19 protein-coding genes, 2 pseudogenes and 1 riboswitch are annotated in these 25,924 nt (G+C 68.6%); of the genes and pseudogenes, 15 read left to right on the plus strand and 6 right to left on the minus strand.

All coding sequences use genetic code 11. The features are described 5' to 3' along the window. The gene (locus BQ7388_RS08010) at positions 1 to 981 is read left to right on the plus strand and encodes a serine hydrolase (RefSeq protein WP_072500214.1); all 981 of its coding nucleotides are present in this window, start codon (positions 1 to 3) and stop codon (positions 979 to 981) included. 88 nt (positions 982 to 1,069) lie between these two features. On the opposite strand, the gene murB is transcribed toward BQ7388_RS08010, so the two are convergent. Continuing rightward, positions 1,070 to 1,993, minus strand: coding sequence for a UDP-N-acetylmuramate dehydrogenase (gene murB, locus BQ7388_RS08015; protein WP_072500215.1), 924 nt, complete (start codon positions 1,991 to 1,993; stop codon positions 1,070 to 1,072). A gap of 279 nt (positions 1,994 to 2,272) precedes the next feature. After that, positions 2,273 to 2,416, plus strand: a riboswitch (FMN riboswitch). Positions 2,417 to 2,420: 4 nt separating this feature from the next. Between murB and BQ7388_RS08020 the strand changes: the two genes are divergently transcribed. The 14 genes and pseudogenes from BQ7388_RS08020 to BQ7388_RS08095 all read left to right on the plus strand — a co-directional run bounded on the left by BQ7388_RS08020 (position 2,421) and on the right by BQ7388_RS08095 (position 22,023). Then, on the plus strand, positions 2,421 to 2,999 hold the full coding sequence (locus BQ7388_RS08020) for an ECF transporter S component (protein ID WP_072500216.1): 579 nt from the start codon (positions 2,421 to 2,423) through the stop codon (positions 2,997 to 2,999). Positions 3,000 to 3,106: 107 nt separating this feature from the next. After that, positions 3,107 to 3,607 carry an ATP-binding cassette domain-containing protein gene (locus BQ7388_RS08025; RefSeq protein ID WP_456319933.1) on the plus strand — a complete coding sequence of 167 codons (501 nt, stop codon included), beginning with the start codon at positions 3,107 to 3,109 and terminating at the stop codon, positions 3,605 to 3,607. Positions 3,608 to 4,008: 401 nt separating this feature from the next. Continuing rightward, complete coding sequence (locus tag BQ7388_RS13540; RefSeq protein ID WP_159430815.1) at positions 4,009 to 5,853, plus strand: CbiQ family ECF transporter T component; 1,845 nt, start codon at positions 4,009 to 4,011, stop codon at positions 5,851 to 5,853. Between the two features lie 401 nt (positions 5,854 to 6,254). Next, on the plus strand, positions 6,255 to 8,342 hold the full coding sequence (locus tag BQ7388_RS08040) for a phosphoribosylformylglycinamidine synthase subunit PurQ (RefSeq protein ID WP_072500218.1): 2,088 nt from the start codon (positions 6,255 to 6,257) through the stop codon (positions 8,340 to 8,342). Positions 8,343 to 8,905: 563 nt separating this feature from the next. Continuing rightward, positions 8,906 to 10,939: a TerB N-terminal domain-containing protein gene (locus BQ7388_RS08045; RefSeq protein ID WP_072500219.1), complete on the plus strand. Its 2,034-nt coding sequence runs from the start codon at positions 8,906 to 8,908 to the stop codon at positions 10,937 to 10,939. Continuing rightward, positions 10,936 to 12,369 (plus strand): ATP-binding protein, encoded by a 1,434-nt coding sequence (locus BQ7388_RS08050; protein WP_072500220.1) that lies wholly within the window; start codon positions 10,936 to 10,938, stop codon positions 12,367 to 12,369. The genes BQ7388_RS08045 and BQ7388_RS08050 overlap by 4 nt, the downstream gene beginning before the upstream one ends. 13 nt (positions 12,370 to 12,382) lie before the next feature. Beyond that, entirely contained in the window at positions 12,383 to 14,842 is a 2,460-nt protein-coding gene (locus BQ7388_RS08055; protein ID WP_072500221.1) for a DEAD/DEAH box helicase, read from the plus strand. A 335-nt stretch (positions 14,843 to 15,177) separates the two neighbouring features. Beyond that, positions 15,178 to 15,693: a nitroreductase family protein gene (locus tag BQ7388_RS08060; protein ID WP_072500222.1), complete on the plus strand. Its 516-nt coding sequence runs from the start codon at positions 15,178 to 15,180 to the stop codon at positions 15,691 to 15,693. A 69-nt stretch (positions 15,694 to 15,762) separates the two neighbouring features. Then, positions 15,763 to 15,981, plus strand: a complete 219-nt coding sequence (locus tag BQ7388_RS08065; protein WP_072500223.1) for a hypothetical protein — start codon at positions 15,763 to 15,765, stop codon at positions 15,979 to 15,981. A gap of 141 nt (positions 15,982 to 16,122) precedes the next feature. Continuing rightward, the gene (locus tag BQ7388_RS08070; protein WP_129583191.1) at positions 16,123 to 16,980 is read left to right on the plus strand and encodes an LOG family protein; all 858 of its coding nucleotides are present in this window, start codon (positions 16,123 to 16,125) and stop codon (positions 16,978 to 16,980) included. Positions 16,981 to 17,380: 400 nt separating this feature from the next. Further along, positions 17,381 to 18,436: a UDP-glucose 4-epimerase GalE gene (gene galE, locus BQ7388_RS08075; protein WP_072500224.1), complete on the plus strand. Its 1,056-nt coding sequence runs from the start codon at positions 17,381 to 17,383 to the stop codon at positions 18,434 to 18,436. A gap of 11 nt (positions 18,437 to 18,447) precedes the next feature. Beyond that, positions 18,448 to 19,530: a polyprenyl synthetase family protein gene (locus BQ7388_RS08080; RefSeq protein ID WP_072500225.1), complete on the plus strand. Its 1,083-nt coding sequence runs from the start codon at positions 18,448 to 18,450 to the stop codon at positions 19,528 to 19,530. Between the two features lie 68 nt (positions 19,531 to 19,598). Further along, positions 19,599 to 20,150, plus strand: a pseudogene (locus BQ7388_RS08085) (peptidoglycan-binding domain-containing protein); the annotation flags it as partial. A 961-nt stretch (positions 20,151 to 21,111) separates the two neighbouring features. Continuing rightward, the gene (locus BQ7388_RS08095; protein WP_072500227.1) at positions 21,112 to 22,023 is read left to right on the plus strand and encodes a peptidoglycan-binding domain-containing protein; all 912 of its coding nucleotides are present in this window, start codon (positions 21,112 to 21,114) and stop codon (positions 22,021 to 22,023) included. Between the two features lie 58 nt (positions 22,024 to 22,081). On the opposite strand, the gene BQ7388_RS08100 is transcribed toward BQ7388_RS08095, so the two are convergent. From BQ7388_RS08100 to BQ7388_RS13245, 5 genes and pseudogenes are all read right to left on the minus strand, one after another. Then, entirely contained in the window at positions 22,082 to 23,098 is a 1,017-nt protein-coding gene (locus BQ7388_RS08100; protein ID WP_072500228.1) for a sensor histidine kinase, read from the minus strand. An 8-nt stretch (positions 23,099 to 23,106) separates the two neighbouring features. Then, entirely contained in the window at positions 23,107 to 23,844 is a 738-nt protein-coding gene (locus BQ7388_RS08105; RefSeq protein WP_072500229.1) for a response regulator transcription factor, read from the minus strand. Between the two features lie 75 nt (positions 23,845 to 23,919). Next, on the minus strand, positions 23,920 to 24,897 hold the full coding sequence (locus tag BQ7388_RS12715) for a DUF975 family protein (protein WP_072500230.1): 978 nt from the start codon (positions 24,895 to 24,897) through the stop codon (positions 23,920 to 23,922). Positions 24,898 to 25,066: 169 nt separating this feature from the next. Beyond that, a pseudogene (locus BQ7388_RS13065) lies at positions 25,067 to 25,669 on the minus strand (4-alpha-glucanotransferase). Beyond that, complete coding sequence (locus BQ7388_RS13245) at positions 25,600 to 25,896, minus strand: 4-alpha-glucanotransferase (RefSeq protein ID WP_083558328.1); 297 nt, start codon at positions 25,894 to 25,896, stop codon at positions 25,600 to 25,602. Before BQ7388_RS13245 ends, BQ7388_RS13065 begins: the two are co-directional and overlap by 70 nt. Between the last annotated feature and the right edge of the window lie 28 nt (positions 25,897 to 25,924).

A 25,924-nucleotide genomic window follows, 5' to 3' on the forward strand; every position in this document is an offset into this window, starting at 1 on the left:
ATGGAGCCCAGGCCGAGGCCGAGGGGACCCAAGGGCCGCGAGCCCCTGCTCCCCTACAACTTCCTCGAGGTGTCGCTGGTGACCCTCTCCATCGCCGCCCTGAGCCTCGCCTGGCCCCTGGGTCTGGGCGAGCTCGTGGTCGGGACGCACGACGGGACCGAGGCTGCGGCCGCAGACCCCGGCGAGTCGCTGCCCTCGGACGAGCTCCTCTCGCTCGAGCTCCCCGACGCGTACCTCACGGCTCTGGGGCATCCCCGACCGCAGACCATAGCCTGCATGAGCGCCGTCCAGGAGGAGATCGTCCGCCTCGCCGCCCATGGGGTGGACGTGGGCTTCTGCCTGCGCGACCTCGACGGCAACGAGTTCGTGGCCTACCAGGCGAACAGGGACTTCTACACCGCGAGCAGCATCAAGGGGCCCTACGTGGCCTCGCTCCTCGAGCGGCGCGTGGACGGGGGCGACCTCCCCCTGAGCGACGTCGCCTCCCGCGTGAGGAGCATCGTCCTCTATTCGGACAACGACGCCTACGCGAGCCTGGTGGACCAGTATGGCGAGGAAGGCTTCGCAGGATGGCTCGAAGAGGCCGGCGTCGACACCGGCGTCTACGACGACCTCGGCGCGTACGCGGAAACGAAGTACCCCCGAAGCACCCCCTCGCAGCTGGCAGACGAGTGGGAGGGCATCCATGCCTACCTGGGCCACAGGACGAAGGCCTCCGAGCTCCTTGCGGGCCTCTTCGAGGAACGCGAGACGAGCCCCATCAGGGATGCGCTGGGCAGCGACGCGCGCAGCTGGTCGAAGGCGGGCTGGTTCCCCACGCGCGAGAGCGATCTCGTGACCCCGGCGGCCAACGACGCCGGCATCGTGCTCCACAAGAACGGGAGCGGCTACGTGCTGGCCGTCATGTCAACCTCACCAGCTGACCTCGACGCACTCGAGGGCCTCATCCGGGCGCTGGACGAGCTGAGCCTCAGCCTCTGACCTTCCCGCGGCATGGCAGGGACTCGCGGGCCAGGCGCCCGCGGTCCTCTCGCCCGGCGCACCCTTGTCTGCCGAGGCGTCGGCACCCCTAGCCCAGGAAGAGCACCTCGGGCTCGAGCCTCACGCCGAACTGGCGCATGACCTCGTCCTGCACGTGCTCGATCACGGCATGGACGTCCGCTGCCGTGGCGTCGCCCACGTTGACCACGAAGCCGGCGTGCTTGGTCGAGACCTCCGCGCCGCCCGAGCGCCAGCCCTGCAAGCCAGCGTCCATGATCAGCTTGCCAGCAAAGTGGCCCTCGGGGCGCTTGAAGGTCGAGCCGGCGCTGGGAAGCTCCAGGGGCTGCTTCTCCTCGCGACGGTGGGTGAGGTCGTCCATCGTCGCGCGAATCCGGGCGGGGTCCTGAGGCTCGAGGTCGAAGGTCGCGGACACGACTACCAGGTCGTCGGTGCGGATGCGGCTGGTGCGGTACCCCAGGGCGAGCTCGCCTGCGGGGATGGTGGCCAGGCTGCCGTCGGGCATGACCACGCGCACGCTCGCGAGGACGTCGGACATGCTGCCGCCGTAGGCTCCGGCGTTCATGAAGCAGGCACCGCCGATGGAGCCGGGAATGCCGCAGGCGAACTCGAGGCCAGAGAGCCCCAGCTCGCAGGCCATCTCGGCCGCCTCCTTGAGGGTCACGCCTGCCTGGCAGGTCATCTGGGTGCCGTCGACGGACACGTTGACCAGGCCTTCGGCCATGGCCACGATGACGCCGCGGTAGCCCTCGTCAGAGACGAGCAGGTCGCTCCCGCGACCGAGGACGAAGTGGGGCACCCCCGCCTCGCGGCAGGCGGCGAGCACGTCACGCAGCTCCTCGACGTCCTCGGGGATGACATAGAGGTCGGTAGGCCCGCCGATCTGGAAGCTGGTGTGCCGGCTCATGGGCTCGTCTTCCAGGACGTTCTCCTCGCCCACGATGGAGCGCAGCCTCCAGGCGAGTCCCTGCAAGTGGTCGCCGCTCTCTGACATCCCGAATCACTCTCCCCGGCGCGCTCCCCGGCGCGGCTCGTCTGGCACGACGCCCTCGTGGCGCCGCCGTCGCAGCAGATTATAGGTTGCCTGGCGATGGCGGGGGCCGTTTGAGACGACCGTACTCGGACACCCCGCCAAAAACTGCGCACGGAAGCTCCGAATTATGGAGAGACGCATTGTGTACAAAGTCGCTAGCTGGACATATGCAGCAAGACGTCCCTCTTGCGAAAATCCCGTGCGCAGTTTTTCTCGGCACGAGAAGTGCTATAGTCACGCAGACAGTTTCGGGGCGGGGTGAGATTCCCCACTGGCGGTGATGGGCGCGAAGTTCGCCCGAGTCCGCGCGCCGCACAGAAAAGAGCGGCTGACCTGGTGAGATCCCAGGACCAACGGTCAAAGTCCGGATGAGAGAAACGAGGCCACCATGGCACAGGACTCCACCATGCGTCACGACACCCACTCCACCACCGAGCAGCGCGGCTGGTCGACCAAGCGCATCGCCGTCACGGCGCTCTTCTGCGCCGTCGCTGTCATCGCCACCCTCTTCCTGGAGTTCCCCATCCTCCCGGGCGTGTCCTGGCTCAAGTACGACCCCTCCGGCATCGTGGCCCTCATCGCGGGCTTCGCCTTCGGCCCCGCCACCGCTGCCGCGGTCTCCGTCATCCCCTACCTGGTGCACCTGGCGACGGCCAGCGGCATCTACGGTGTGATCATGGCCGTGCTGGCGACCTTCTCGCTCGCGGTCCCCGCAGCCCTCGTGTACCGTCGCGACACCAGCCTGCGCGGCGCCATCCTGGGCATGGTCGTGGGTGCCGTGGTCTGCCTGGTCGCCTGCATCCTGGGTAACGTCGTCATCACCCCCTTCTACGCGGGCATGCCCGTCGACGCCGTCGTCGCGCTGATCGTCCCCGCGCTCCTTCCCTTCAACCTGATCAAGATCGCCCTCAACTGCGTGGTGTGCGCGCTGGTCTACAAGCCCGTCACCAAGGCCCTGGGCAACTAGGCCGCGACTTGGAACCTGCTGCCGCCAGAGGCGCCGCGGGCGACCCCGTGCTGAGGCTCTCGCACGTCACCCTCGACTACGAGGGCGGCGTGCGAGCGCTTGATGACGTGTCCCTGGAGGTCGCGCGAGGCGAGCGTCTCTGCGTCCTGGGCGCCAACGGCTCCGGCAAGTCGACGCTCGCGAGCGTGCTCTGCGGCCTGCTCGCACCCGACGCGGGCGACGTCGAGCTGGTGGGGCGGCGCGTGCTTGTGGGCGGAAAGGTCGACTTCGCCGCCTACCGCCTGGCCCGGCGCAGCCTGGGCCTGGTCTTCCAGAACCCGGACGACCAGATCGTGACCTCCGTGGTCGCGGAGGACGTCGCCTTCGGCCCCGAGAACCTGGGCGTCCCCTCGGAGCAGATTGGCGAGCGCGTAGCCCGGGAGCTCCACCGCGTGGCCCTGGACGACTTCGCCCAGGCCGACCCGACCCGGCTCTCGGGAGGGCAGAAGCAGCGCGTCGCCATCGCCGGGGCGCTGGCCATGGAGCCCGAGGCCCTCGTCCTGGACGAGCCCGGCGCCCTCCTCGACGTGCGCGGACGCCGCTCGATCATGCGCNTCACGTCGCTGTAGCTCGCGGCGCCGAGGCCGCCGGGACAACGCGCCTCGGTCACGCCCCCGCCGCCGGAAGCCGGGGCCGCACCCTTGCCGCCGGAAGCCAGATGTGGGTGGTTTTCTCGGAGAAAAAAGCCTTGAACCACCCACTTCTCCCCCTGCGGTGGCGGGAGAACCACCCACATCGGGCTCCTAGCGGCAAGGCGCCCCGGCGGGAAGACGCAGGGCTCCTGGCGGCAGGGGCCGTAGCGGCAGGGCGCAAGACAGGTCACCAACGCGGCGCGCCCCTCTCCCCCGCCATCATTCTTTCACCCTCATGACAAGGGCCTCGGCACCACCTTGCAGCCTTCTCCCAGCGCGTATCATGGGTTCGTTCGCACCTCACCGCTCCAACGAAGAATTGACGGAAGGTAGGACCCATGGTCTCTCGCGTTTATGTGGAGAAGAAGCCCGGATTCGACGTCGAGGCACGCCAGCTCGAGCGGGAGCTCAAGGAGATCCTGGGGGTAAGGGGGCTCAGGCGCCTCAGGATCGTGAACCGCTACGACGTGGAGGGAATCTCGCGCGAGCTCTTCCAGCGCTGCATCCCCACCGTGTTCAGCGAGCCGCAGTCCGACCTCGCCAGCACCCGCCGTCCCGCCGCGAGCAGGAGCACGGTCGTCTTCGCCGTCGAGTTCCTGCCCGGCCAGTTCGACCAGCGCGCGGACTCCGCGGCACAGTGCGTGCAGCTCATCAGCCAGGGAGAGAGGCCCCTCGTCGCCTCCGCCAAGCTCTACTACCTCGAAGGCGGGCTCTCTGACGCCGAGGTCGCCGCCGTCAAGGACTATGTGATCAACCCCGTCGAGGCCCGCGAGGCGTCGCTCGAGGCCCGCAAGACCCTCAGGGGCAGCTATCCCAAGCCGCCCATGGTCCAGACCCTCGACGGCTTCCGCGAGCTGGGACCCGACGGCCTCCAGGCCATGATCGACGACCTCGGCCTGGCCATGGACCTCGCCGACCTCGGCTTCTGCCAGGAGTACTTCGCCGGCGAGAAGCGCGACCCCACGATCACCGAGATACGGATGATCGACACCTACTGGTCGGACCACTGCCGCCACACCACCTTTGGAACCGAGCTTGAGGACGTCCGGATCGACGACGAGGTGGTCCGCGCCGCCTTCGACCGCTACCTGCAGATGCGCCACGAGCTGGGTCGCGACCAAAAGCCGCTCTGCCTCATGGACATGGGCACCATCGGCGCCAAGTGGCTCAGGTCCCGCGGCATCCTGAGGAACCTCGACGAGTCCGAGGAGATAAACGCCTGCACCGTGAAGGTGAAGGTCGACGTGGACGGCCACGACGAGGACTGGCTCTTCCTCTTCAAGAACGAGACCCACAACCACCCGACCGAGATCGAGCCCTTCGGCGGCGCGGCCACCTGCATCGGCGGGGCCATCCGCGACCCGCTGAGCGGTCGCAGCTACGTCTACCAGGCCATGCGCGTGACCGGCGCGGCCGACCCGCTGGTCCCCGTGAGCNACCCGCGTGCCAAGGTGACCGCCGCGCTGGCCGTCATGGTCTCGGTCTTCGCCATCTCGACGCCGCTCCAGCTCGCCTTCGGCTTCGCGTTCGCGCTCGCCCTCCTGGCCCTGGCGCAGGTGCCCGCGCACAAGGTCCTGGAGTCGATCCGTCCCCTGGTGGCGATGCTCCTCGTGCTGGGCCTGGTGAACCTCCTGGTCAACCGGAGCGGGGAGGTCGTGTGGCGGCTTGGCGTTCTGGCGATCACCACCGGCGGCCTGCGCGCTGCCTTCGTCTACAGCCTGCGCCTGGTCATCGCCGTGGTGGCGGCCGCCCTCATGCTGCTCACCACCACGCCCACCCAGCTCACGGACGCCTTCGACGCGGGGCTCGCGCCGCTCGCGCGCCTGGGGCTGCCCGGCCACGAGCTGGCCATGGTCTTCTCGCTCATGCTGCGCTTCATCCCCACCCTCGCCGACGAGACCCAGTCCATCCTGGACGCGCAGGCGTCGCGCGGGGGACGGCTCCTCGCCGGCAGCCCGGTCCGGCGGATACGTGCCGTGGGGGCGATCCTCGTGGCGCTGCTCGCGAGCTCGATCCACCACGCGGAGGGCCTCTCGCGCGCGCTCGACGCCCGCTGCTACGAGGGCGGGGCCGAGCGCAGCCACTGGCACCCGCTGCACATGCGTGGCGCGGACTGGCTCGCCGTGGGCGCCACGACGGCATACGTCGCGGCGCTGGTGGCGCTGGGACTCACGTCGCTGTAGCTCGCGGCGCCGAGGCCGCCGGGACAACGCGCCTCGGTCACGCCCCCGCCGCCGGAAGCCGGGGCCGCACCCTTGCCGCCGGAAGCCAGATGTGGGTGGTTTTCTCGGAGAAAAAAGCCTTGAACCACCCACTTCTCCCCCTGCGGTGGCGGGAGAACCACCCACATCGGGCTCCTAGCGGCAAGGCGCCCCGGCGGGAAGACGCAGGGCTCCTGGCGGCAGGGGCCGTAGCGGCAGGGCGCAAGACAGGTCACCAACGCGGCGCGCCCCTCTCCCCCGCCATCATTCTTTCACCCTCATGACAAGGGCCTCGGCACCACCTTGCAGCCTTCTCCCAGCGCGTATCATGGGTTCGTTCGCACCTCACCGCTCCAACGAAGAATTGACGGAAGGTAGGACCCATGGTCTCTCGCGTTTATGTGGAGAAGAAGCCCGGATTCGACGTCGAGGCACGCCAGCTCGAGCGGGAGCTCAAGGAGATCCTGGGGGTAAGGGGGCTCAGGCGCCTCAGGATCGTGAACCGCTACGACGTGGAGGGAATCTCGCGCGAGCTCTTCCAGCGCTGCATCCCCACCGTGTTCAGCGAGCCGCAGTCCGACCTCGCCAGCACCCGCCGTCCCGCCGCGAGCAGGAGCACGGTCGTCTTCGCCGTCGAGTTCCTGCCCGGCCAGTTCGACCAGCGCGCGGACTCCGCGGCACAGTGCGTGCAGCTCATCAGCCAGGGAGAGAGGCCCCTCGTCGCCTCCGCCAAGCTCTACTACCTCGAAGGCGGGCTCTCTGACGCCGAGGTCGCCGCCGTCAAGGACTATGTGATCAACCCCGTCGAGGCCCGCGAGGCGTCGCTCGAGGCCCGCAAGACCCTCAGGGGCAGCTATCCCAAGCCGCCCATGGTCCAGACCCTCGACGGCTTCCGCGAGCTGGGACCCGACGGCCTCCAGGCCATGATCGACGACCTCGGCCTGGCCATGGACCTCGCCGACCTCGGCTTCTGCCAGGAGTACTTCGCCGGCGAGAAGCGCGACCCCACGATCACCGAGATACGGATGATCGACACCTACTGGTCGGACCACTGCCGCCACACCACCTTTGGAACCGAGCTTGAGGACGTCCGGATCGACGACGAGGTGGTCCGCGCCGCCTTCGACCGCTACCTGCAGATGCGCCACGAGCTGGGTCGCGACCAAAAGCCGCTCTGCCTCATGGACATGGGCACCATCGGCGCCAAGTGGCTCAGGTCCCGCGGCATCCTGAGGAACCTCGACGAGTCCGAGGAGATAAACGCCNGCTGGGGAGAGGTGCTTGCGGCCTCGACCCCCGGCTACGGCTGCCTTGCCGAGACCCTGTTCAAGATGGCCGTGGGCAACCAGCTGGGCATCCTGCTCGATGACGGGTTCGCGGCGGACGAGCTCTTCCGCCCGGCCTACGGCAGCCTCGTGCTCGAGCTGGGCGCGTCGACCTTCGTGCCCGCCGAGGCAGGTGACTTCGAGCTGCGCCAGATAGGCAGCAGCTGCGAGGACTACGTCCTTGGCATCGAGGGAGGGCGCATAGGGCTCGCACCACTCCAGGAGGAGTGGGAGGCAAGGCTCGAGCCCGTCTTCCCCTACCGCGCCGCGGGCGAGGAGGTCGAGACGCCGAGCTTCGACGTCGCGCGAGCCGGCGTTACGAGGCCGGCGCCTGCCGTGAGGCTGGCGCGCCCGCGTGTGGTGATTCCCGTCTTCCCGGGCAACAACTGTGAGTACGACTCCGCGCAGGCCTTCGAGCGCGCCGGGGCCGAGGTCAGCACCCTGGTGATCCGCAACCTCTCGCCCGAGGACGTCGCCCAGAGCACCGAGGAGCTCGTGAGGCAGATTGGGCAGAGCCAGATCGTCATGATCCCCGGCGGATTCAGCGGCGGAGACGAGCCCGACGGCTCGGCCAAGTTCATCACCGCCTTCTTCCGAGCCCCCGCGGTCACCGAGGCCGTGCGCGACCTGCTGCAGGCGCGCGACGGCCTGATGCTGGGCATATGCAACGGCTTCCAAGCCCTGGTCAAGCTGGGCCTCGTACCCTACGGAGACATCCGCCCCATGGACGAGGACTGCCCCACCCTCACCTTCAACAGGATCGGACGCCACCAGAGCAGGCTCGTCCGCACCCGTGTGGCCTCGAACCTCTCGCCTTGGCTCGCAAACTGCGAGGTGGGAGACGTGCACACCATCGCGATAAGCCACGGAGAGGGACGCTTCGTCGCCTCCGACGAGCTGCTCGCGCAGATGGCTGCGACGGGACAGGTTGCCACGCAGTACGTGGACGAGGCGGGCGTGCCGGGCATGGGGCTCGACGTGAACCCCAACGGCTCGGTGCTGGCCATCGAGGGCATCACCAGCCCGGACGGCCGCATCTTCGGCAAGATGGGCCACAGCGAGCGCTACACGCAGGGCAACTTCGCAAACGTCCCCGGCAACCACTACCAGCCGCTCTTCGAGGGTGGCGTGGAGTACTTCAAGTAGGGCTTGTCTGAGCTGGAGGACATTGGGGCGGGGCACGAGGGGGTAACCTCCCGTGTCCCGCCTCCTTTGTTGCGCAAAAAGTGCGCTCGAGCGACCTATCGGACGACCGCCGGACGAGCTACCGAACAGGCAGGACCTCTGCGCAAGGAGGGCCCGTCGCCAACGCTAGGCAGATGTTCTTTACTGGCGACCTCGGATGGGAACCGACCGAGAGCGGCCCAGTAAGGAACGGATTTCGTGTCGTGCGCCCGACGGGCGTTCTTTACTGACGCCATCGGATGGGAGCCGGCCGAGTGCATCCCAGTAAAGAACAGATTCCGTGCCGCATACCCGGCAGGCGTTCTTTACTGGCGGCCTCGGGGGGGATTGGCGCATATACGGGGCAGTAGAGAACAAAATCGTCCGACGCTTACACAAGCTCCCTGGCAGCGAAATCGGATTGGACGCAGAGGGACCGAGGGCCCACACCACCCGGGCGCCCTGGCATTCTTCGTACATGTGTTCCCTTCGTCCCGCGCCGTGGGTAGAATCGAGACAGGCCGCGACAAACGAGGGAGGTGCGCATGGACGACCGGAGCAACGAGACGGAAGGCAGGCCCCGAGCCGACCTGGACACGCTCGTCCAGGACATCGTCCAGCGCGTCCTCGAAGTCGAACGCCGCCGCGGGGGAGCGAGCTTCAGCGAGCGTTCGTACTCCGACCAGCCCATCCTCCGAAGGGGCTCCGACTGGCGCCGCGAGCGGGAGGAGCACCCCGCCGGAGCGGGGCGGCCCACGCCAGCAGGGCGGGCCGGCTCGGCAGAGCGGTCCGCGTCGTCCGAGCGTCCCGCAAGCGCACGTCCCGCGCCGGCGGGACGTCCCCGGCAGGAGCGCTCCATCGCCTCGACCCGAGCCGAGCGGGCGCGCAGGGCCTACCAGTCGCAGGCCCGCTTCGACCAGCAGCCCCTCCCGCGCGACACCCCCCGCCCCCTGCCCCATCCCGCCCTGCCGCCGACGCTCGCGCGACTCCGCGACCTCGAGGGCGACTGCGACGTCCAGGGCAACCTCCTGCGCGGGGGAAGGCTCTTCGCCGCACAGGCCCGCCTCGCGGCGGACTTCGAGGACGACCACCCCTACCAGGGCGCCCTCCCCTTCCGCTACCTGCCCACCTACCAGGAGCTGAGCGACCGGGAGCTGCGGGGGTACTTCAGCTGGCGCACGCTCTGGCGGCGGGGCGAGGCGTCGGACGCCCCCTCCACCTTCGTGCGGCTCCTCTCCTTCGAGCTCGTCAACGGCGTGGGCGTCGAGCCCGGTACCCCCGTGGCGCTCGAGCTCCGCCGCCTCGTCGACGCCTGCCGGGACCAGGCCGCGAAGCAGCCGGGTGCCGCGGGAGGGGTCGTGCTCGACCTCGAGCGGCTGCTGCACGACTACGTGGTCTGCCACCAGCTCGACCCCGAGCTCGCCACCAGCGAGGAGGAGCGCGCCTTCGCACGGGCGGTCATGACCCTTCGCCTCGCCGAGCGGGCGCGGCTCTGCCAGGAGGGCCTCCGAGGCCTCACGTCCAAGGACCAGGAGGGTCCGACGCCCACGGACGCCGAGCTCTGGGAGGCCCTCGGCAGGGTCTCCTCGTACCCTCCGGAGCGCTCGCCCTTCTTCAGGGAGCACCCCGAGGAGGCGGCACAGGTGGCTGCTGGGGTCTTCTCCCGCCTGGTCCACCACTGCGCCAAGCGACGCAAGACCGACTTCGTCGACAGCCTGGTGGGGCCCGTCCAGGAGCACGCCTACTACCCCTTCGCCGGCGTCCCTCTCGAGGACGCCCCCAAACCGGATGGCCTGCGCGTGCGCCTCACCGCCGCAGAGACGATCACGCACCGCTTTGGCCGTTGGAAGCTGCGCAAGGATTTCTCGACCAGCGGCAGGAGCCGCGAGCTGGGAAGGATTGTCCGCGGCATCGACCGCCAGATGCGCGACGACTGGGGCTTCGGCCGCCCCCTCAAGGAGAAGCGGCTTCCCGCCTATGTCGCACGCATGATCCAGAAGGAGAGCGCGCTGGCGCTCGAGCGCTCACAGGAGGCCGAGCGGCGCCGGATCAGCTTCGACCTCTCCAAGCTGGGGTCGATCCGCTCCGCCGCAGCCCTCACCCAGGAGGCGCTGCTGGTGGACGAGGAGCGCGAGGGCTACCTCCCCGAGGACTCCTCGCCCACCGCCGAGCCACCGGATGCCGCGCCTGTCGCATCCGTCGCACCTGCTTTACTAGGCCAGCCAGACGATAGTTGCGTGCCCTGCCCTGCCGACGCGTCTGCCGTTCCGCCCGCTGTGCCGCAGCCCAGCTCGCGCGACGAGGCGGAGTCGCCATACGCCAAGGGCGCCGGCGAGCCGGAAGGCGCCGTATCCTCCCCCCTCGGCCTCGACCCGGAGGAGCTCGCCCTTCTCCGCCATCTGCTCGCGAGCGGCACCGCCGCCACTACCCCCGGTTCGCGCAGCGTCGAGATGCTCGCGGACTCCGCCAACGAGAAGCTCTTCGACCTCCTACAAGACAGCGCGATCGAGTTCGACGACCAGGGTCCTCACCTCGTGGAGGACTACATCGAAGACCTGAGAGGAATCCTCGAGCCATGACCGAGCCCAGCGCCAAGCCACGCGTCCCCCGCCGCATCGCGGCCGTGATCGTCAACTCGCTCAAGGGCGGCGTCGTCCCGCGCGTGGGCCTGCCCTACGTGACAGTGGGCCGCGAACGAGAGATCCAGGCCCTCCTCCACGACCTAGAGCTCGTGGCAGACGGGGGCGCCAGCTTCCGCTTCCTGGTGGGGCGCTACGGCAGCGGCAAGAGCTTCCTCCTCCAGACCATCCGCAACCACGCCATGGGCCGGGGCTTCGTCGTCTGCGACGCGGACCTGTCCCCCGAGCGGCGCTTCCAGGGTGGAAACGGCCAGGGCCTCGCCACCTACCGGGAGCTCATCCGCAACCTCAGCACCAAGACGCGTCCCGAAGGAGGGGCCCTCAACCTGATACTCGACCGCTGGGTCACGAACGTCGAGATGCAGGTACGCGCCGAGGAGGGCATCGACCCCGACGACGCGGGCTTCTCGCCTGCCGTGGAGGCGCGGATACTCGCCCTCGTGCAGTCGCTCCAGGAGCTCGTGCACGGCTATGACTTCGCCCGCCTCCTCACGATGTACTGGCGCGCGCACAGGGAGGGGGACGACGCAACCAAGGCCAACGTGACCAGGTGGTTCCGCGGGGAGTACCGCAACAAGACCGAGGCGCGCCAGGAGCTGGGCGTCTCGGTGGCCATAGGCGACGACGACTGGTACGACTACCTCAAGCTCTTCGCAGCCTTCCTCAAGGGGGCCGGCTACCAGGGGCTCGTGGTGTTGGTGGACGAGCTGGTCAACCTCTACAAGATTCCCAACGCCATCAGCCGCCAGTACAACTACGAGAAGATCCTGACCATGTACAACGACACCCTGCAGGGCAAGGCCAGCCATCTGGGCATCATCATGAGCGGCACCCCGCAGACCATCGAGGACCGCCGCCGCGGGCTCTACTCCTACGAGGCGCTGCGCTCCCGGCTCACGCAGGGACGCTTCGCCCAGGGGGGCTTCGCGGACATGCTGGCGCCCGTCATAGAGCTCCAGCCCCTCACGCACGAGGAGCTCCTCGTGCTGGTGGAGAAGCTCGCGGACATCCATGCGGGGCTCTTCGGCTACGAGCGCAGGATCTCGCAGGAGGAGCTCATCGCCTTCCTCCAGGCGGAGTTCGGCCGCGTGGGGGCGAGCACCCACCTCACGCCGCGCGAGGTCATTCGTGACTTCGTCGAGCTGCTCGACATCCTGTTCCAGAACCCGCAGATCAAGGTGACGGACCTGCTGGGGAGCGAGCAGTTCCAAGCCCCCGTCGCAACCCCGCAACCGGCGCCGACGCCTCGAGCGGTCATGCCGACGGAGGCAGTGGCGCCGGTCTCCTCCGCGGCGGCGGGACGTGAGCGCGTGTCGCCCGAACAGGCGGCACCACGACAGCAGGACGAGTTCGCAGAGTTCAAGATCTAGAACGGGAGAGGCCTTGGACGTCTTCGACCGCTATGCCCCCTTCATACAGGACTTCATCTACCAGCACGACTGGCAGAGCCTGAGGGCCGTGCAGGTCGCTGCCGCGGAGGCGATCTTCGACAGCGACCAGAACGTCCTCCTCACCGCCTCGACGGCCTCGGGCAAGACGGAAGCGGCCTTCTTCCCCATCCTCACCGAGCTCTGGGAGGACCCGCCCGCGTCGGTGGGCGCCATCTACATAGGACCCCTCAAGGCCCTGATAAACGACCAGTTCATCCGCCTCGAGGACCTCTGCGTCGAGGCGCGAATCCCCGTCTGGCACTGGCACGGCGACGTGTCGCAGTCCCACAAGGCCAAGATGCTCAAGCATCCCTCCGGCATCCTCCAGATCACGCCCGAGTCCCTCGAGGCTATGCTCCTGCACCGCCATGCCGCCATCGCACGCACCTTCTGCGACCTGCGCTACGTGGTCATCGACGAGGTCCACTCGCTCCTGCGCGGCGACCGCGGCAACCAGACCCTCTGCTGCATCGAGCGCCTCTCGCGCATCGCGGGCGTGAACCCCCGCCGCATCGGGCTCTCGGCCACCATCGGCGAGCCCGAGGCCACGGGCGCCTACCTCAGCTCGGGCACCGGGCGCGGCTGCCTCATCCCACGCATGGACGCCCCGCGCGAGAGCTGGCGCCTCAGCATGGAGCACTTCTACGTGAGCGGCCCCCAGGCGCCTGACCGCGGCACTGACGGCCTGGGGCACGGCGGGACGTCGGTTGCAAAGGAGCCCGAACCCAGCTACGAGGTGCCCCTCTCCCCTGCCCAAGGCGAGAGGGTCCCCACCCCCTCGGGCCGGGCCGAGGGGGTGGACGCGAGGGCGTCTCAGGGCCGCGACACCACGTCCGCCAACGACACGGCGCCATTCGCCGCAGATGCGGACGGCCTGCCCCCCGTCCCCGAGCAGCCCGACTGGGAGCCCTCCTCCGACGTCGCCCCCGTCTTCGCCGACCCCGGCCTCGCCTACGTCTTCGAGCACACCCGCAACCGCAAGTGCCTGGTCTTCGCCAACTCCCGCGAGGAGTGCGAGGAGGTCACCACCAGCCTGCGCCAGTACTGCGAGGCCAACGGGGAGGGGGACCGCTTCCTCATCCACCACGGCAACCTCTCGTCCAGCCTCAGGCTCTCGGCCGAGGACCTCATGCGCGACGACGACCTGAGCCTCACCACCGTCACCACCTCGACCCTCGAGCTGGGCATCGACATCGGCCGGCTGGAGCGCGCCTTCCAGGTCGACGCGCCGTTCACGGTGAGCTCCTTCCTCCAGCGCATGGGCCGCACCGGCCGGCGCGGCCAGCCCAGCGAGATGTGGTTCGTCATGCGCGAGGACGAGCCCGAGGCGCGAGCCCTCCTGCCCGAGACCATCCCCTGGAAGCTCCTGCAGGGCATCGCCCTGGTGCAGCTCTACCTCGAGGAGCGCTGGGTCGAGCCACCCAAGCTGAACGGCCTGCCCTACAGCCTCCTCTACCACCAGACCATGGCCACGCTCGCCTCCTCCGGCGAGCTGAGTCCCGCCGACCTCGCGCGGCGCGTGCTCACCCTCGCGCCCTTCTGGCGCGTGAGCCTCGACGACTACCGCGTCCTCCTCAGGCACCTCCTCGCGATCGACCACCTGCAGGAGACGGAGTCGGGTGGGCTCATCGTGGGGATCGCGGGCGAGCGCGTGACCAACAACTTCAAGTTCTACGCCACCTTCGCGGAGAACGAGGAGTTCACCGTCCGCAGCGAGTCCCAGGAGCTGGGGACCGTCGTGGCGCCGCCGCCCGTGGGCGAGCGCATCGCCATCGCCGGAGCCGTCTGGGTCATCGAGGAGATCGACTACAAGCGCCACCTCATCGAGTGCAGCCGCGTGAAGGGAAAGGTGCCTGCCTACTTCGGGATGTGCGCGGGAGACGTGCACACCCACGTGCTCGAGCGCATACGACAGGCCCTGGGCGAGGAGGACGAGTACCCCTACCTCAGGCGCAACGCCCACGCGCGTCTGCTCCAGGCCCGTCACGTCGCGGCCAACGCACATGTGGACACGGAGCCGCTGGTCAACGTGGGAGGCACCGCCTGGTGCCTCTTCCCCTGGCTGGGGTCCTACGCCTTCCTGGCGCTCGAGCGTTTCATCAAGCTGCGCTGTGCTGACGAGCTGGGGATCAAGGGCCTCGACTCCTCGCGGCCCTACTTCATGCAGTTCACCATGAGGGCCGACGCGAGGCGGTTCTACCAGGTGCTCAAGCGCGAGGCGGCGCGGGGCGTGGACCCCATGGAGCTGGTGTACCCGGGAGAGGTGCCCCGCTTCGACAAATATGACGAGTTCGTCCCCGACGGACTCGTGCGCAAGGGCTTCGCCCTGGGCGTCCTGGACGTGCGGGGCATGCTCGAGCGGGTGCTCTCCTGGCCGGATGGCGCGCTTCTCTCGCCCGCGCCCCTCACCTAGCGTTCTCTATGCTGATCGCCGGCCCCCCTCGTTCTCTATGCCGACCGCCGGGCCCCACCTCGTTCTCTATGCATTCTCCTGAACTCGCCCCTCCACCAACAGGGCTTTTGCGACTGCGATTTCAGAGAATGGCATAGAGAACGAGGGGGCGGGCAGGCCAGCATGCGCGGGAGCGGACGGGCAGATGGTGGCGCAAGTCGGCCAGACGTGGAAGCGGCGACGCGCGGGGCAAGGGGGCGAGAAGGGCTACACTCAGGCTTGGCTGCAGCTGTCGCAGCGGCCGCCCCGTCCGGAAGCGCGCGGGACGGCGTCACCCCAGGACGGGAGGCACCCAGATGTCAGACTTCCTCACGCTCGCCCGCGAACGCTATTCCTGCCGCAAGTTCAGCGACGCCCCGGTGGAGCCCGAGAAGATCGACGCCTTGATCGCTGCTGCGGTCGCCGCCCCCACGGCCGTGGACAAGCAGCCCTGGCATGCCTGGATCATCCAAAGCCCCGACGCCCTCGAGACCGTGCGAGAGAACACCCCCTACGGCTTCAGCGCCCCCCTCATCGTGGCCGTCGGCGCCAAGGAGGACGAGGCGTGGGTGCGCTCCTTCGACGGGCGCAACTTCGCCGACGTGGACGCGAGCATCGTGGCGACGCACATCATGCTCGCCGCGCATTCGCTCGGCCTGGGCAGCACCTGGGTGGGCAAGTTCGACGCCGGAGCGCTGAAGCAGGCCTTCCCGCAGATGCAGGGCTACGACCTCATCGCGCTCTTTCCCCTGGGGTATCCCGCCGACGACGCCGAGCCCGCTCCGCGCCACACGATGCGCAAGTCTGCCGACGAGCTCGTGAGCCGCATCTAGCGGGCGGCAGAAATCAGACAGCCGGCCATCCCCGGCAAGGGCACGGCCGGCGGAGAGGGGCCACACACCATGAGGTCGTTACTCATCAAGGACACCACGCGCGAGGAGCGCATCCAGATCGTCCGGCAGGGGCTGGACTTCTGCGGGGACTCGAGCTGCGAGAGCTGCAGCGGGTGCAGCATGGGCGTGGGCTCCATAGACGCCATGTACCAGCCCTACATCGACGGCGAGATGGAACTCAGCGAGGTCAACATGCGCCACGCGGCCACCCGCTACACCCTCGGCTGAGAACGCAAGGCGAGAGGCGACACGGCCTCAGAGCTTGGCCCAAGCTTGGTCCAAGGACACCGCACGCGAAGAGCGACCACACCAGAAAGGGCCTTGGCGTAGCATCTTCCACCAGGAAGCGAAGATGGGAGACGCATGGACATGGGCGAGAGGCGCCAACGCAAGGGGCGGGACAGCTGGGACATACCTGCAGGACATGGCGCGCAGGACGACGGGGTGGCGGACGGACGGGGCGCGGACGCGTACCACAGGGGTTCGGTACTCCTCAGGGGCCAGATGATCCCCGACCGCACCACCACGAGCAGCCTGCTCGCGCCAGACGACCCCGCCGACTGGATTCGCATGGACCCATGGCGCGTCATGCGCATAGAGGCGGAGTTCGTCGACGGATTCGACGCCCTCGCCAGGCTGGGACCGGCCGTAAGCGTCTTTGGGTCGGCACGCACGCCACGTGGATGCTCCAGCTACGACGCCGCGCGCACCATGGGACGCCTCCTCGCTGAGCGGGGCGTGGCCGTCATAACGGGCGGCGGGCCGGGCGTGATGGAGGCGGCGAACCGCGGGGCCTCCGAGGCTGGGGGCACGTCCGTGGGACTGGGCATAGAGCTGCCCGAGGAGCAGGGCATCAACCAATGGGTCAACCTGGGCATGAGCTTCAGGTACTTCTTCGTGAGGAAGACCATGTTCGTGAAGTACTCGCAGGGCGCAATCATCTGCCCAGGCGGGTTCGGAACCCTCGACGAGGCCTTCGAGCTGCTCACCCTCGTGCAGACCCACAAGGTCGAGCGCACCCCCGTCGTCATGTTCGACCGCGAGTACTGGCAGGGGCTCTTCGAGTGGCTCAGGGGCACCGTCTCTGACTCCGGGAACATCTCGCCCCTCGACCCGTCCCTGGTCAGGCTCACCGACGACCCGGAGGAGGCGGTCGACGTCGCCACGAGCGCGCTCCCCGGAAAGGGACGTGACGCGTCATGCGAGGACGGCGGGACCTCGAAGTAGGCCACATCCTGCGTCGAGAGAGCCCCGCCCCCCTCGACGCCAAGAGCGGGACAAGCTGGAGCATGATGGGACATGACGGGGCAAGCTGGGTCATACCGGGACATGCTCCGACATGCTCCGGCAAGCGTTCTCTATGCCATTCTCTGACACCGACCCAGCGCCAACAGGGCTTTTGTAGGCAGGATTTCCGAGAAATGCATAGAGAACCAAGCGACTTCAGGAAGTTGCATAGAGAACGGCGCCCGATCGCGCGCGACGGCACCTGTCCTCCCCTGCCTTGCCCTCCCCCGCCCTGCCCTATACTCTTCATGGACGGTTGCGCCCGTCGCGCGGCGGCAGCCTGCGCCAGAGCACAGCCATCCCAGGAAGAAGCCTGCCGTCCAGTAGACGAGGAGCACCCATGAGCGTCGAAAAGTCACCCCAGGACACCTGCGTCCTCGTCACCGGAGGCGCCGGCTTCATCGGCAGCCACACCGTGGTCGAGCTGCTCCAGGGCGGCTACCAGGTGGTCATCGTGGACGACCTCAGCAACGCCTCCGAGAAGGTGCTCGACCGCATCGACCAGATTGTGGGCGAGGAGGCGTCGGCGAGGCTCTCGTTCTACCGCGCCGACGTGAACGACCGCGACGCCCTCGAGGCGATCTTCGACGACAACGACGTCGACCGGGTGATCCACTTCGCGGGCTTCAAGGCCGTGGGCGAGTCCGTCTCCAAGCCCATCGAGTACTACAGTAACAACCTGGGCAACACCCTGACCCTGGTGGACGTCATGCGCGAGCACGGCTGCAAGTCCATCATCTTCAGCAGCTCGGCCACCGTCTACGGCGATCCCGACAGCCTGCCCATCACTGAGGCCAGCCCCAAGAAGGCCTGCACCAACCCCTATGGCTGGACGAAGTGGATGATTGAGCAGATTCTCTGCGACCTCCACACCGCGGACCCTGAGTGGAACGTCGTCCTCCTACGCTACTTCAACCCCATTGGCGCCCACCCCTCCGGACTCATGGGAGAGGACCCCAAGGGCATCCCCAACAACCTCCTGCCCTACGTGGCGCAGGTGGCCGTGGGCAAGCGCGAGGTCGTCCACGTCTATGGCAACGACTACGACACCCCCGATGGCACCGGCGTGCGTGACTACATCCACGTGATGGACCTCGCCTCCGGCCATGCCGCCGCCCTGGCCTGGATGAACGGCCGCACGGGCGTCGAGGTCTTCAACCTGGGAACCGGACGGGGAACCTCCGTGCTCCAGATTGTTAAGGCCTTCTCCGCCGCCTGCGGACGCGAGCTCCCCTACCAGATCGACCCGCGCCGCCCCGGCGACGTCACGGCCAACTATGCGGACTGCGCCAAGGCCAGGGAGCTCATGGGCTGGGAGGCCAAGTACGACATCGACGACATGTGCCGCGACTCCTGGAACTGGCAGTCGCACAACCCCAACGGCTACGAGGGCTAGGCAGCCCCCCGATGTCTGACGGCAAGCTCTTCAAGGACTACCTGAGCAGGGTGCTGCCCCTCGTCGAGGACTACCTCGCGAGGGTGGAGCCCCACGCCGCCGCCGACGTCCGCACCCACCTCGCTTCCGACGCCGCCGACGTCTCGCCGCAGCCCGCTACCCCAAGCGAGCTCGAGCGCTACCTCTATGCCCCCTATGCCCACTTCACGCGGGCTGGCGGCAAGCGCACACGCCCTGCGCTCTGCCTCCTGGGAGCAGAGGCCGTGGGAGGCAGCGTCGAGGCGACGCTGCCCGTCGCGGTGGCCGTCGAGCACTTCCAGAGCGCGGCCCTCATCCACGACGACATCGCAGACGAGGGAGAGACGCGACGCGGCGAGCCCTGCACCTACCTCAGCGAGGGGACGGGCCCTGCCATCAACATGGGCGACCTGGGCATCGTGACCACCTTCCGCATCGTGCTGGCAGACACGTCGCTGGAGGCGACGACGAGGCTCCGCCTCCTGGGCGAGCTCGCGGACATGGAGCTCAGGACCGTCGAGGGGCAGGCACTCGACCTGGGCTGGGTCCGCGACGGGCGCTGGGACGTGAGCTCCGAGGACTACCTGCGCATGGCGACGCTCAAGACCGCGCACTACTCCGCCGCCGTCCCCCTGGCCACCGGCGCCATCTGCGGCGGCGGAAGCGAGCGCCAGGTCGAGGCCCTGCGTGCCTTCGGCATGGACGCGGGCCTGGCCTTCCAGATCCAGGACGACCTGCTCAACCTGGTGGGGGACGCAGACGCCCAGGGCAAGGACTTCAGGAGCGACGTCACCGAGGGCAAGCGCACCCTGGTCGCCACCTGGGCCCTCGAGCACCTGGAAGGCGGCAGGCGAGAGGAGCTCCGCAGCCTGCTCGATGCCCATGCCACGGACGAGGCGTCTCTCGCCCGCGCGGTCCTCCTCATGGACGGGGCGGGGGCCATCGAGCATGCCCGCTCAGTCGCGCGCGGGCTCTCGTCCAGGGCGAAGGGACACATCGAGGGCGTCGGACTCGAGGACGGCCCGTACGAGACGCTCCTCTCCATGGCAGACTTCTTCGTGGAGCGCCAGAGATGACGCACGGCATTTGACACGTACCAGGCTTTGGGCCACATGTCCCAGGGCCTTCGCAACGGGAGAGACGAATGGAAGCTATACGTGAGGGCGCGAGCGGCGCCGCGGTGGAGGACATCCAGGAGCGCCTGGGAAGGTTGGGCTACGAGGTGGAGGCCGCCGAGCTCGACGGCCATGCCTTCGGACCAACCACCGCGACCGCCGTGGCCAAGTTCCGGCTCGACCACCAGCTGCCCCTGGGCGGCGAGGTGGATTCCGCGACCTGGGCGGCCCTCGTCGATGCAGGCTACTCCATGGGCGACCGCACCCTCTACCTGCGCCTTCCCAACTTCCACGGCAACGACGTGCTCTCCCTGCAGCGCTGCCTCAACATCCTTGGCTTCTCGTGCGGCGAACCCGACGGCTGCTTCGGCGTCTACACCGAGAGCGCGGTGAAGCAGTTCCAGGAAAGCCAGGGCATGCTGGCGGACGGCATGGCCTTCCAGGACACCTTCGACGCCATCGAGCGCCTGCACCACGTGTGGGGCGGCAAGCCCGCCTCGGGTCCGCACCCCATGGGCGGCATGGGCTTCGCGCGGGCGGCGGGAGTGCTCGAGAGCACGCAGCTCTCCATCACCGCCGAANAGCTCGCTGCGTTCCCACATGACGTCTCCTTAGACGGGGTCCTTCGGTTGCAAGCCCATGATGTGCCACGACCCTGAGGGAAACGTGAGCCAAACCATAACGTTGCCTTAATCCACACGTGCGATGAAGTCGTCAGGCACGGGCGTGGTCACCTGTCAGGCGTGGTCACCTGTCAGGCGTGGTCACCTGTCAGGCGGAAACGCCAAGGCGGACGCAGGCAGTAGCTGCCAGGCACGGACGCGGCCTCCTCTCGACTGGACCAAGGACCGCAGCACGCCGCCAGTCTCGTCAGACGCGCCACCCAGAAGGACCATCTTGCATTCCGCCACGCTTTTGGACCGAAATCAGCGGATTTTCGTGGCAAAGGACAAGATGATAGAAGTGCCCCATACCTCGCGGCGGCCCATGACCAGACCCGCTGCCCAACACGGCTCGCCGACCGCCGAACGTGCCGCCCCCCGACACAACCCCACGACAATGGCCGAGCGCGCGGCCCTACTGCAGCAGGGGCGGGTCCCCCGCGCCGGGAACGCGGCAGTAGGTCCGGGTGAGCTCGAGGAGNGTGGGGGACGCAGACGCCCAGGGCAAGGACTTCAGGAGCGACGTCACCGAGGGCAAGCGCACCCTGGTCGCCACCTGGGCCCTCGAGCACCTGGAAGGCGGCAGGCGAGAGGAGCTCCGCAGCCTGCTCGATGCCCATGCCACGGACGAGGCGTCTCTCGCCCGCGCGGTCCTCCTCATGGACGGGGCGGGGGCCATCGAGCATGCCCGCTCAGTCGCGCGCGGGCTCTCGTCCAGGGCGAAGGGACACATCGAGGGCGTCGGACTCGAGGACGGCCCGTACGAGACGCTCCTCTCCATGGCAGACTTCTTCGTGGAGCGCCAGAGATGACGCACGGCATTTGACACGTACCAGGCTTTGGGCCACATGTCCCAGGGCCTTCGCAACGGGAGAGACGAATGGAAGCTATACGTGAGGGCGCGAGCGGCGCCGCGGTGGAGGACATCCAGGAGCGCCTGGGAAGGTTGGGCTACGAGGTGGAGGCCGCCGAGCTCGACGGCCATGCCTTCGGACCAACCACCGCGACCGCCGTGGCCAAGTTCCGGCTCGACCACCAGCTGCCCCTGGGCGGCGAGGTGGATTCCGCGACCTGGGCGGCCCTCGTCGATGCAGGCTACTCCATGGGCGACCGCACCCTCTACCTGCGCCTTCCCAACTTCCACGGCAACGACGTGCTCTCCCTGCAGCGCTGCCTCAACATCCTTGGCTTCTCGTGCGGCGAACCCGACGGCTGCTTCGGCGTCTACACCGAGAGCGCGGTGAAGCAGTTCCAGGAAAGCCAGGGCATGCTGGCGGACGGCATGGCCTTCCAGGACACCTTCGACGCCATCGAGCGCCTGCACCACGTGTGGGGCGGCAAGCCCGCCTCGGGTCCGCACCCCATGGGCGGCATGGGCTTCGCGCGGGCGGCGGGAGTGCTCGAGAGCACGCAGCTCTCCATCACCGCCGAAGACCCCATCAGCCGCAACGTGGCGGGTCGCATCTGGAACCTGGCAAGCGCCACGAGCGAGAGGAGCGGCCTCGACCTCATCGAGAGCCCCCTTGCCGCGCGCGAGGGGGACCGTGCGGTGCTGGTGCTGGCCTCCACCCCCCTGCCCGAGGGCAGCAAGATGGCCAACCTCTCGACCGACGACGTAGACTCCCTGCCCCAGCGCCTGCGCACCGCCTGCGAGAGCTCCCGCGAGGAGGTCCCCGTGGTGCGCCTGGAGCTTCCCCTGGGCCTCGACTACGACGGCACCTTCACCACGGGAGACGCGCAGACCTTCGCGGTCATGCTCCTCGATGCCATCTGCGCCGCCTTCGACCTGTAGGCCGCGGGGCCCAGAGAGCTGGCGGAACACGCGGGGCCGACCTGGCTGGCAGCTGGCGCTAGTCCCAGACGGGGCAGGTCAGCACGAAGGCCTTGGTCAGGCTGCCGTAGGGCTGCTCCAGGCGGATGGAGAAGCCATGCAGCTCCGCGATGCGCCTGACTATGTAGAGCCCCAAGCCGCTCCCCTCGCCGCGCCGCGCCTCGTCCCCGCGCGAGAAGGGCTCGAAGAGGCGGTCGACGTCGCCCTCCATGGGAAGGCCGGTGTCCCCCACGACGACCTCGGCGACCCCGGCGCGCCGCACGAGCCGCACGTGGACGGCCGTCCCCCTGGGGCAGTGCCTCACCGCGTTGGCGATCAGGTTGGAGACGACCCTTCCCAGCTGCACGTCGTCCGCCAGCACCTCCAACGGCTGCTCGCTCACGTCCACCTCGAGGCTCATCCCCGCCGCCTCTGCGTCCGAGTAGGCGACCGCCGCCTCCCTCAGCACAAGCTGCGGCAGGTCACAGGGCTTCCGCTCGAGCCTGAAGGCATCGCTCTCGAGCCGCGTGAAGTCAAACAGGGCATCGGTGAGCCTTCCGAGGCGCTCCGCCTTGGCGCGAATGGCGGCGAGGTAGCGCCTCTGGTCGGCCGCGTCGTCGACCAGGCCGTCCCCCAGCGCCTGGGCAAGCGAGAGGATGCTCATCACCGGGGTCCTGAGGTCATGCGCCATGTCCGTCACCAGGAGGTTCCTCCTGGCATAGAGGCGCTCGCGCTCCCGGTCACGCTCCTCCTGGACCTGGGCGACCCTGCGCTCCACCATCCGTGCGAAGAGCATGGCGCCCACCGCGAGCGGCAGGACGAGCAGCGCCATCCCGAACGCCAGGACCCCCAGGCCGTACAGGGCCCCCGGGATGTACGCGAGCCCGCTGAGCGCGAACCGCTCCAGCGCTAGGGGCACCAGCGTCCCGAGGGCGAGGGGCTGCAGCAGCGCCTCCATGGCCGCGACGAGCACGGCCACCAGGAGGAAGCGACGGACCAGGAACGCGTCCAGTCGGCCCCCGCCCCCGCGACGCGCGTCACTCTCGCCTTGGACCATGGCGTCCCCTACCCCTCGAGCCTGTATCCCAGGCCGCGCACCGTGCTGATGTAGGCGCCCGGCTCGTCCGAGAGCTTGGCGCGCAGCTTGCTGATGCAGACCATCACGTTGTTCTCTGCCGCGAGGTAGCGCTCCTCCCACCCGGCCTCGTAAATCTGCCTCTTGGTGAAGACCCTGCCGGGGTGGGACATCATGAGCTCCATAATCCGGTACTCGACCGGTGTGAGCTCCACCGCCTCCCCCGCCCGGGCGAGGCGGCAGGCGTCGAGATCCAGCTCCAGGTCGCGCACCACAAGCCTCGGCGAGACGGGCAGGGACGACGTCGTCCGCACGGCCCCTCCGCCCGAGGGCAGCGGTCGGGCGTCGATGTCGTACACGCGGCGCATGAGCGAGTTGACCCGCGCCACCGCTTCGAGCGGGTTGAAGGGCTTCACCAGGTAGTCGTCGGCACCCAGGTCGAGGCCGATGACCTTCTCGGCATCCTGGCCCTTGGCGGAGATGAGCACCACGGGCGTGGGTCGCTCCGCGCGCAGCTGCCTCAGCACCTCGTAGCCGTCGAGCTGCGGCATCATGATGTCCAGGAGGCAGATGTCGACGGGCTCCTCGCGCAGGAGGCGCAGGGCCTCCCTGCCGTCGGCCGCCTCGGCGACGCGGTAGCCCGCGTTCTGGAGGTAGAGGCGCAGCACCTCGCGTATCTCGTCCTCGTCGTCGGCGACGAGGACCGTGTGGAGTCCGTCCCCGGCCATCCCTGCTCCCTTCGCGCGCGCCGCCCGGACCTCGAGTCCGGGCGGCCTTGGACATTCGATGGTAGCGCTGGCAGGCTAGCCCTGCAGCCCCTCAGGCGCGACGGGTGAAGACTGGTCGGGTGCAACGGGCGCGGCCTCGTCGGACGCCACCGGCAGCACGCGGGAGTCGCTCCCGTAGCGCAGCGCCTCGTAGAGGGCGGCGTAGGTCATCTGCCTGTAGGGCGCCACATAGAAGACGTCCAGAATGCCCAGGGTCGCGAGCGAGAGCAGGTCCCAGCCCAAGAACGAGAGGTCGAGCACGAAGGCCTTCCACTTGTTGCCGTCCATGAGGGCCTTGCTCTGGGCGAAGGCCTCCTCGCGGGTCAGCTTGGGGTCGTCGGCGAGCAGGTACGGGATCATGCGGTACTCGTAGCTCTTGACGATGCCGGGGACCACGAGCAGGAGGCTCCACAGGAGGACGTAGAGCTCGCGGAAGAAGAGGGTCTTCACGTTCTCCGCGTAGTTGCGGTCGAAGCCCCGCCCGCACTCGCCCACCTCGGCGCGCTGGTTGAGGTTCCTCAGGAAGAAGCGGGACGTGCCCACCAGCAGGGGCTGAAGGACCAGGATGTCCAGGGCGATTATGGCCACGACCACCAGCAGCATGAAGAGGCAGAACAGGATCACCAGGGGCAGGAACACCGCCGCCATCTGCGCGGAGCCGAGCTCCTCGCCCGCGTCCTGGCGCTCTGCCACCGGGGTGGAGGAGGCGATGCCGGAGTCCCTTCCGGCGGACGCCGACGCGTCGTTCCTGCCCGCGGCGGAATCCGTGCCTTCCTCGTGTCCGTGCTCGGCCTCGGTGCTCTCCTCCAGCTCATAGTGCTGCTCCGAGGTCGAGGCGGCGGGCCCGAGCCCCATGAGGGCGGCCATGCCGCTCGCCGCCGAGCTGAACGCGCTGGCTCCCCCGGCGCCGCCGCCGATCACGAAGGTGACCACGAGCGCCACCAGGACGGTCTTCCAGTAGTTGGCCCTGAGGCTGGCCTTGCCCTTCTCCTTGAGCTCGCTGCGTTCCCACATGACGTCTCCTTAGACGGGGTCCTTCGGTTGCAAGCCCATGATGTGCCACGACCCTGAGGGAAACGTGAGCCAAACCATAACGTTGCCTTAATCCACACGTGCGATGAAGTCGTCAGGCACGGGCGTGGTCACCTGTCAGGCGTGGTCACCTGTCAGGCGTGGTCACCTGTCAGGCGGAAACGCCAAGGCNATCGGCCCCCATGCGCTCCCAGTCGTAGATGGGATTGCCCCAGTACTGGCCCGTGGCCGAGAACTGGTCGGGCGGCGTCCCCGCGACCAGCGTGGGCGCGCCCGTCTCGTCCGTCATGAAGAGCTCGGGGGCAGACCACATCTCGGCCGAGTCGCGCGAGACGTAGATGGGGATGTCGCCTATGACGCGCACGCCGCGCCCGTTGGCGTAGCCCTTGAGGCGGGACCACTGGCCGAAGAAGAGGTACTGGGTCATCTGGTGGTAGAGGTGGCGCTCGCGTCTCCCGTCACAGAGTGCGCGGACCGCGGACCCCGGGCGGCGGAACTACTCCGGCCACTCCCAGAAGGGCCTCAGGCCAAACTCCTCCTTTGCCACCATGAACTGGCAGTAGGGGGCGAGCCAGGACTCGTTGCGGCGGACGAAGCCGTCGAGGCCCTCCGGCGGCCGGGCAGCGAAGCGCGGCAGGACGCGCTCCAGGAGGGCGCGCCGCCCGTGGAAGACGGCGCCGTAGTCTATGCGGCAGGGGTCGTCCCCCCCAGCTCCGCAGCGGCGAGCTCGCCCTCCTCGAGCCAACCTCGGCACACGAGGTCCTCCAGGTCTATGAGGTTGGGGTTTCCCGCATGGGCCGAGAACGACTGGTAGGGCGAGTCGCCGTAGCCCGTGGTGGTGAGCGGGAGCAGCTGCCAGTAGCGCTGGTCGCTCTGGGCGAGAAAGTCCACGAACTCCCTCGCGGCCCGCCCGAAGCCGCCGATGCCCCCTGGTCCGGGCAGGGAGAACACCGGCATCAGGATTCCGCTCGCACGCTCCATGTCCCAGCTCCTCTCGCCGCCCTGGACC

Origin of the sequence: Olsenella phocaeensis (assembly GCF_900120385.1) — a bacterium.
Classification (GTDB): Bacteria; Actinomycetota; Coriobacteriia; order Coriobacteriales; family Atopobiaceae; genus Olsenella_I; species Olsenella_I phocaeensis.

Bases quoted from the DNA above. Each gene is read 5' to 3' on its own strand.
- BQ7388_RS13245 (WP_083558328.1), bottom strand. From the start codon at position 25,896: ATGGAGCGTGCGAGCGGAATCCTGATGCCGGTGTTCTCCCTGCCCGGA.
- murB (WP_072500215.1), bottom strand. From the start codon at position 1,993: ATGTCAGAGAGCGGCGACCACTTGCAGGGACTCGCCTGGAGGCTGCGC.
- BQ7388_RS08010 (WP_072500214.1), top strand. From the start codon at position 1: ATGGAGCCCAGGCCGAGGCCGAGGGGACCCAAGGGCCGCGAGCCCCTG.
- BQ7388_RS08095 (WP_072500227.1), top strand. From the start codon at position 21,112: ATGGAAGCTATACGTGAGGGCGCGAGCGGCGCCGCGGTGGAGGACATC.
- BQ7388_RS08070 (WP_129583191.1), top strand. From the start codon at position 16,123: ATGGGCGAGAGGCGCCAACGCAAGGGGCGGGACAGCTGGGACATACCT.
- BQ7388_RS08065 (WP_072500223.1), top strand. From the start codon at position 15,763: ATGAGGTCGTTACTCATCAAGGACACCACGCGCGAGGAGCGCATCCAG.
- galE (WP_072500224.1), top strand. From the start codon at position 17,381: ATGAGCGTCGAAAAGTCACCCCAGGACACCTGCGTCCTCGTCACCGGA.
- BQ7388_RS08050 (WP_072500220.1), top strand. From the start codon at position 10,936: ATGACCGAGCCCAGCGCCAAGCCACGCGTCCCCCGCCGCATCGCGGCC.
- BQ7388_RS08045 (WP_072500219.1), top strand. From the start codon at position 8,906: ATGGACGACCGGAGCAACGAGACGGAAGGCAGGCCCCGAGCCGACCTG.
- BQ7388_RS08060 (WP_072500222.1), top strand. From the start codon at position 15,178: ATGTCAGACTTCCTCACGCTCGCCCGCGAACGCTATTCCTGCCGCAAG.
- BQ7388_RS08020 (WP_072500216.1), top strand. From the start codon at position 2,421: ATGGCACAGGACTCCACCATGCGTCACGACACCCACTCCACCACCGAG.
- BQ7388_RS08105 (WP_072500229.1), bottom strand. From the start codon at position 23,844: ATGGCCGGGGACGGACTCCACACGGTCCTCGTCGCCGACGACGAGGAC.
- BQ7388_RS08080 (WP_072500225.1), top strand. From the start codon at position 18,448: ATGTCTGACGGCAAGCTCTTCAAGGACTACCTGAGCAGGGTGCTGCCC.
- BQ7388_RS12715 (WP_072500230.1), bottom strand. From the start codon at position 24,897: ATGTGGGAACGCAGCGAGCTCAAGGAGAAGGGCAAGGCCAGCCTCAGG.
- BQ7388_RS08100 (WP_072500228.1), bottom strand. From the start codon at position 23,098: ATGGTCCAAGGCGAGAGTGACGCGCGTCGCGGGGGCGGGGGCCGACTG.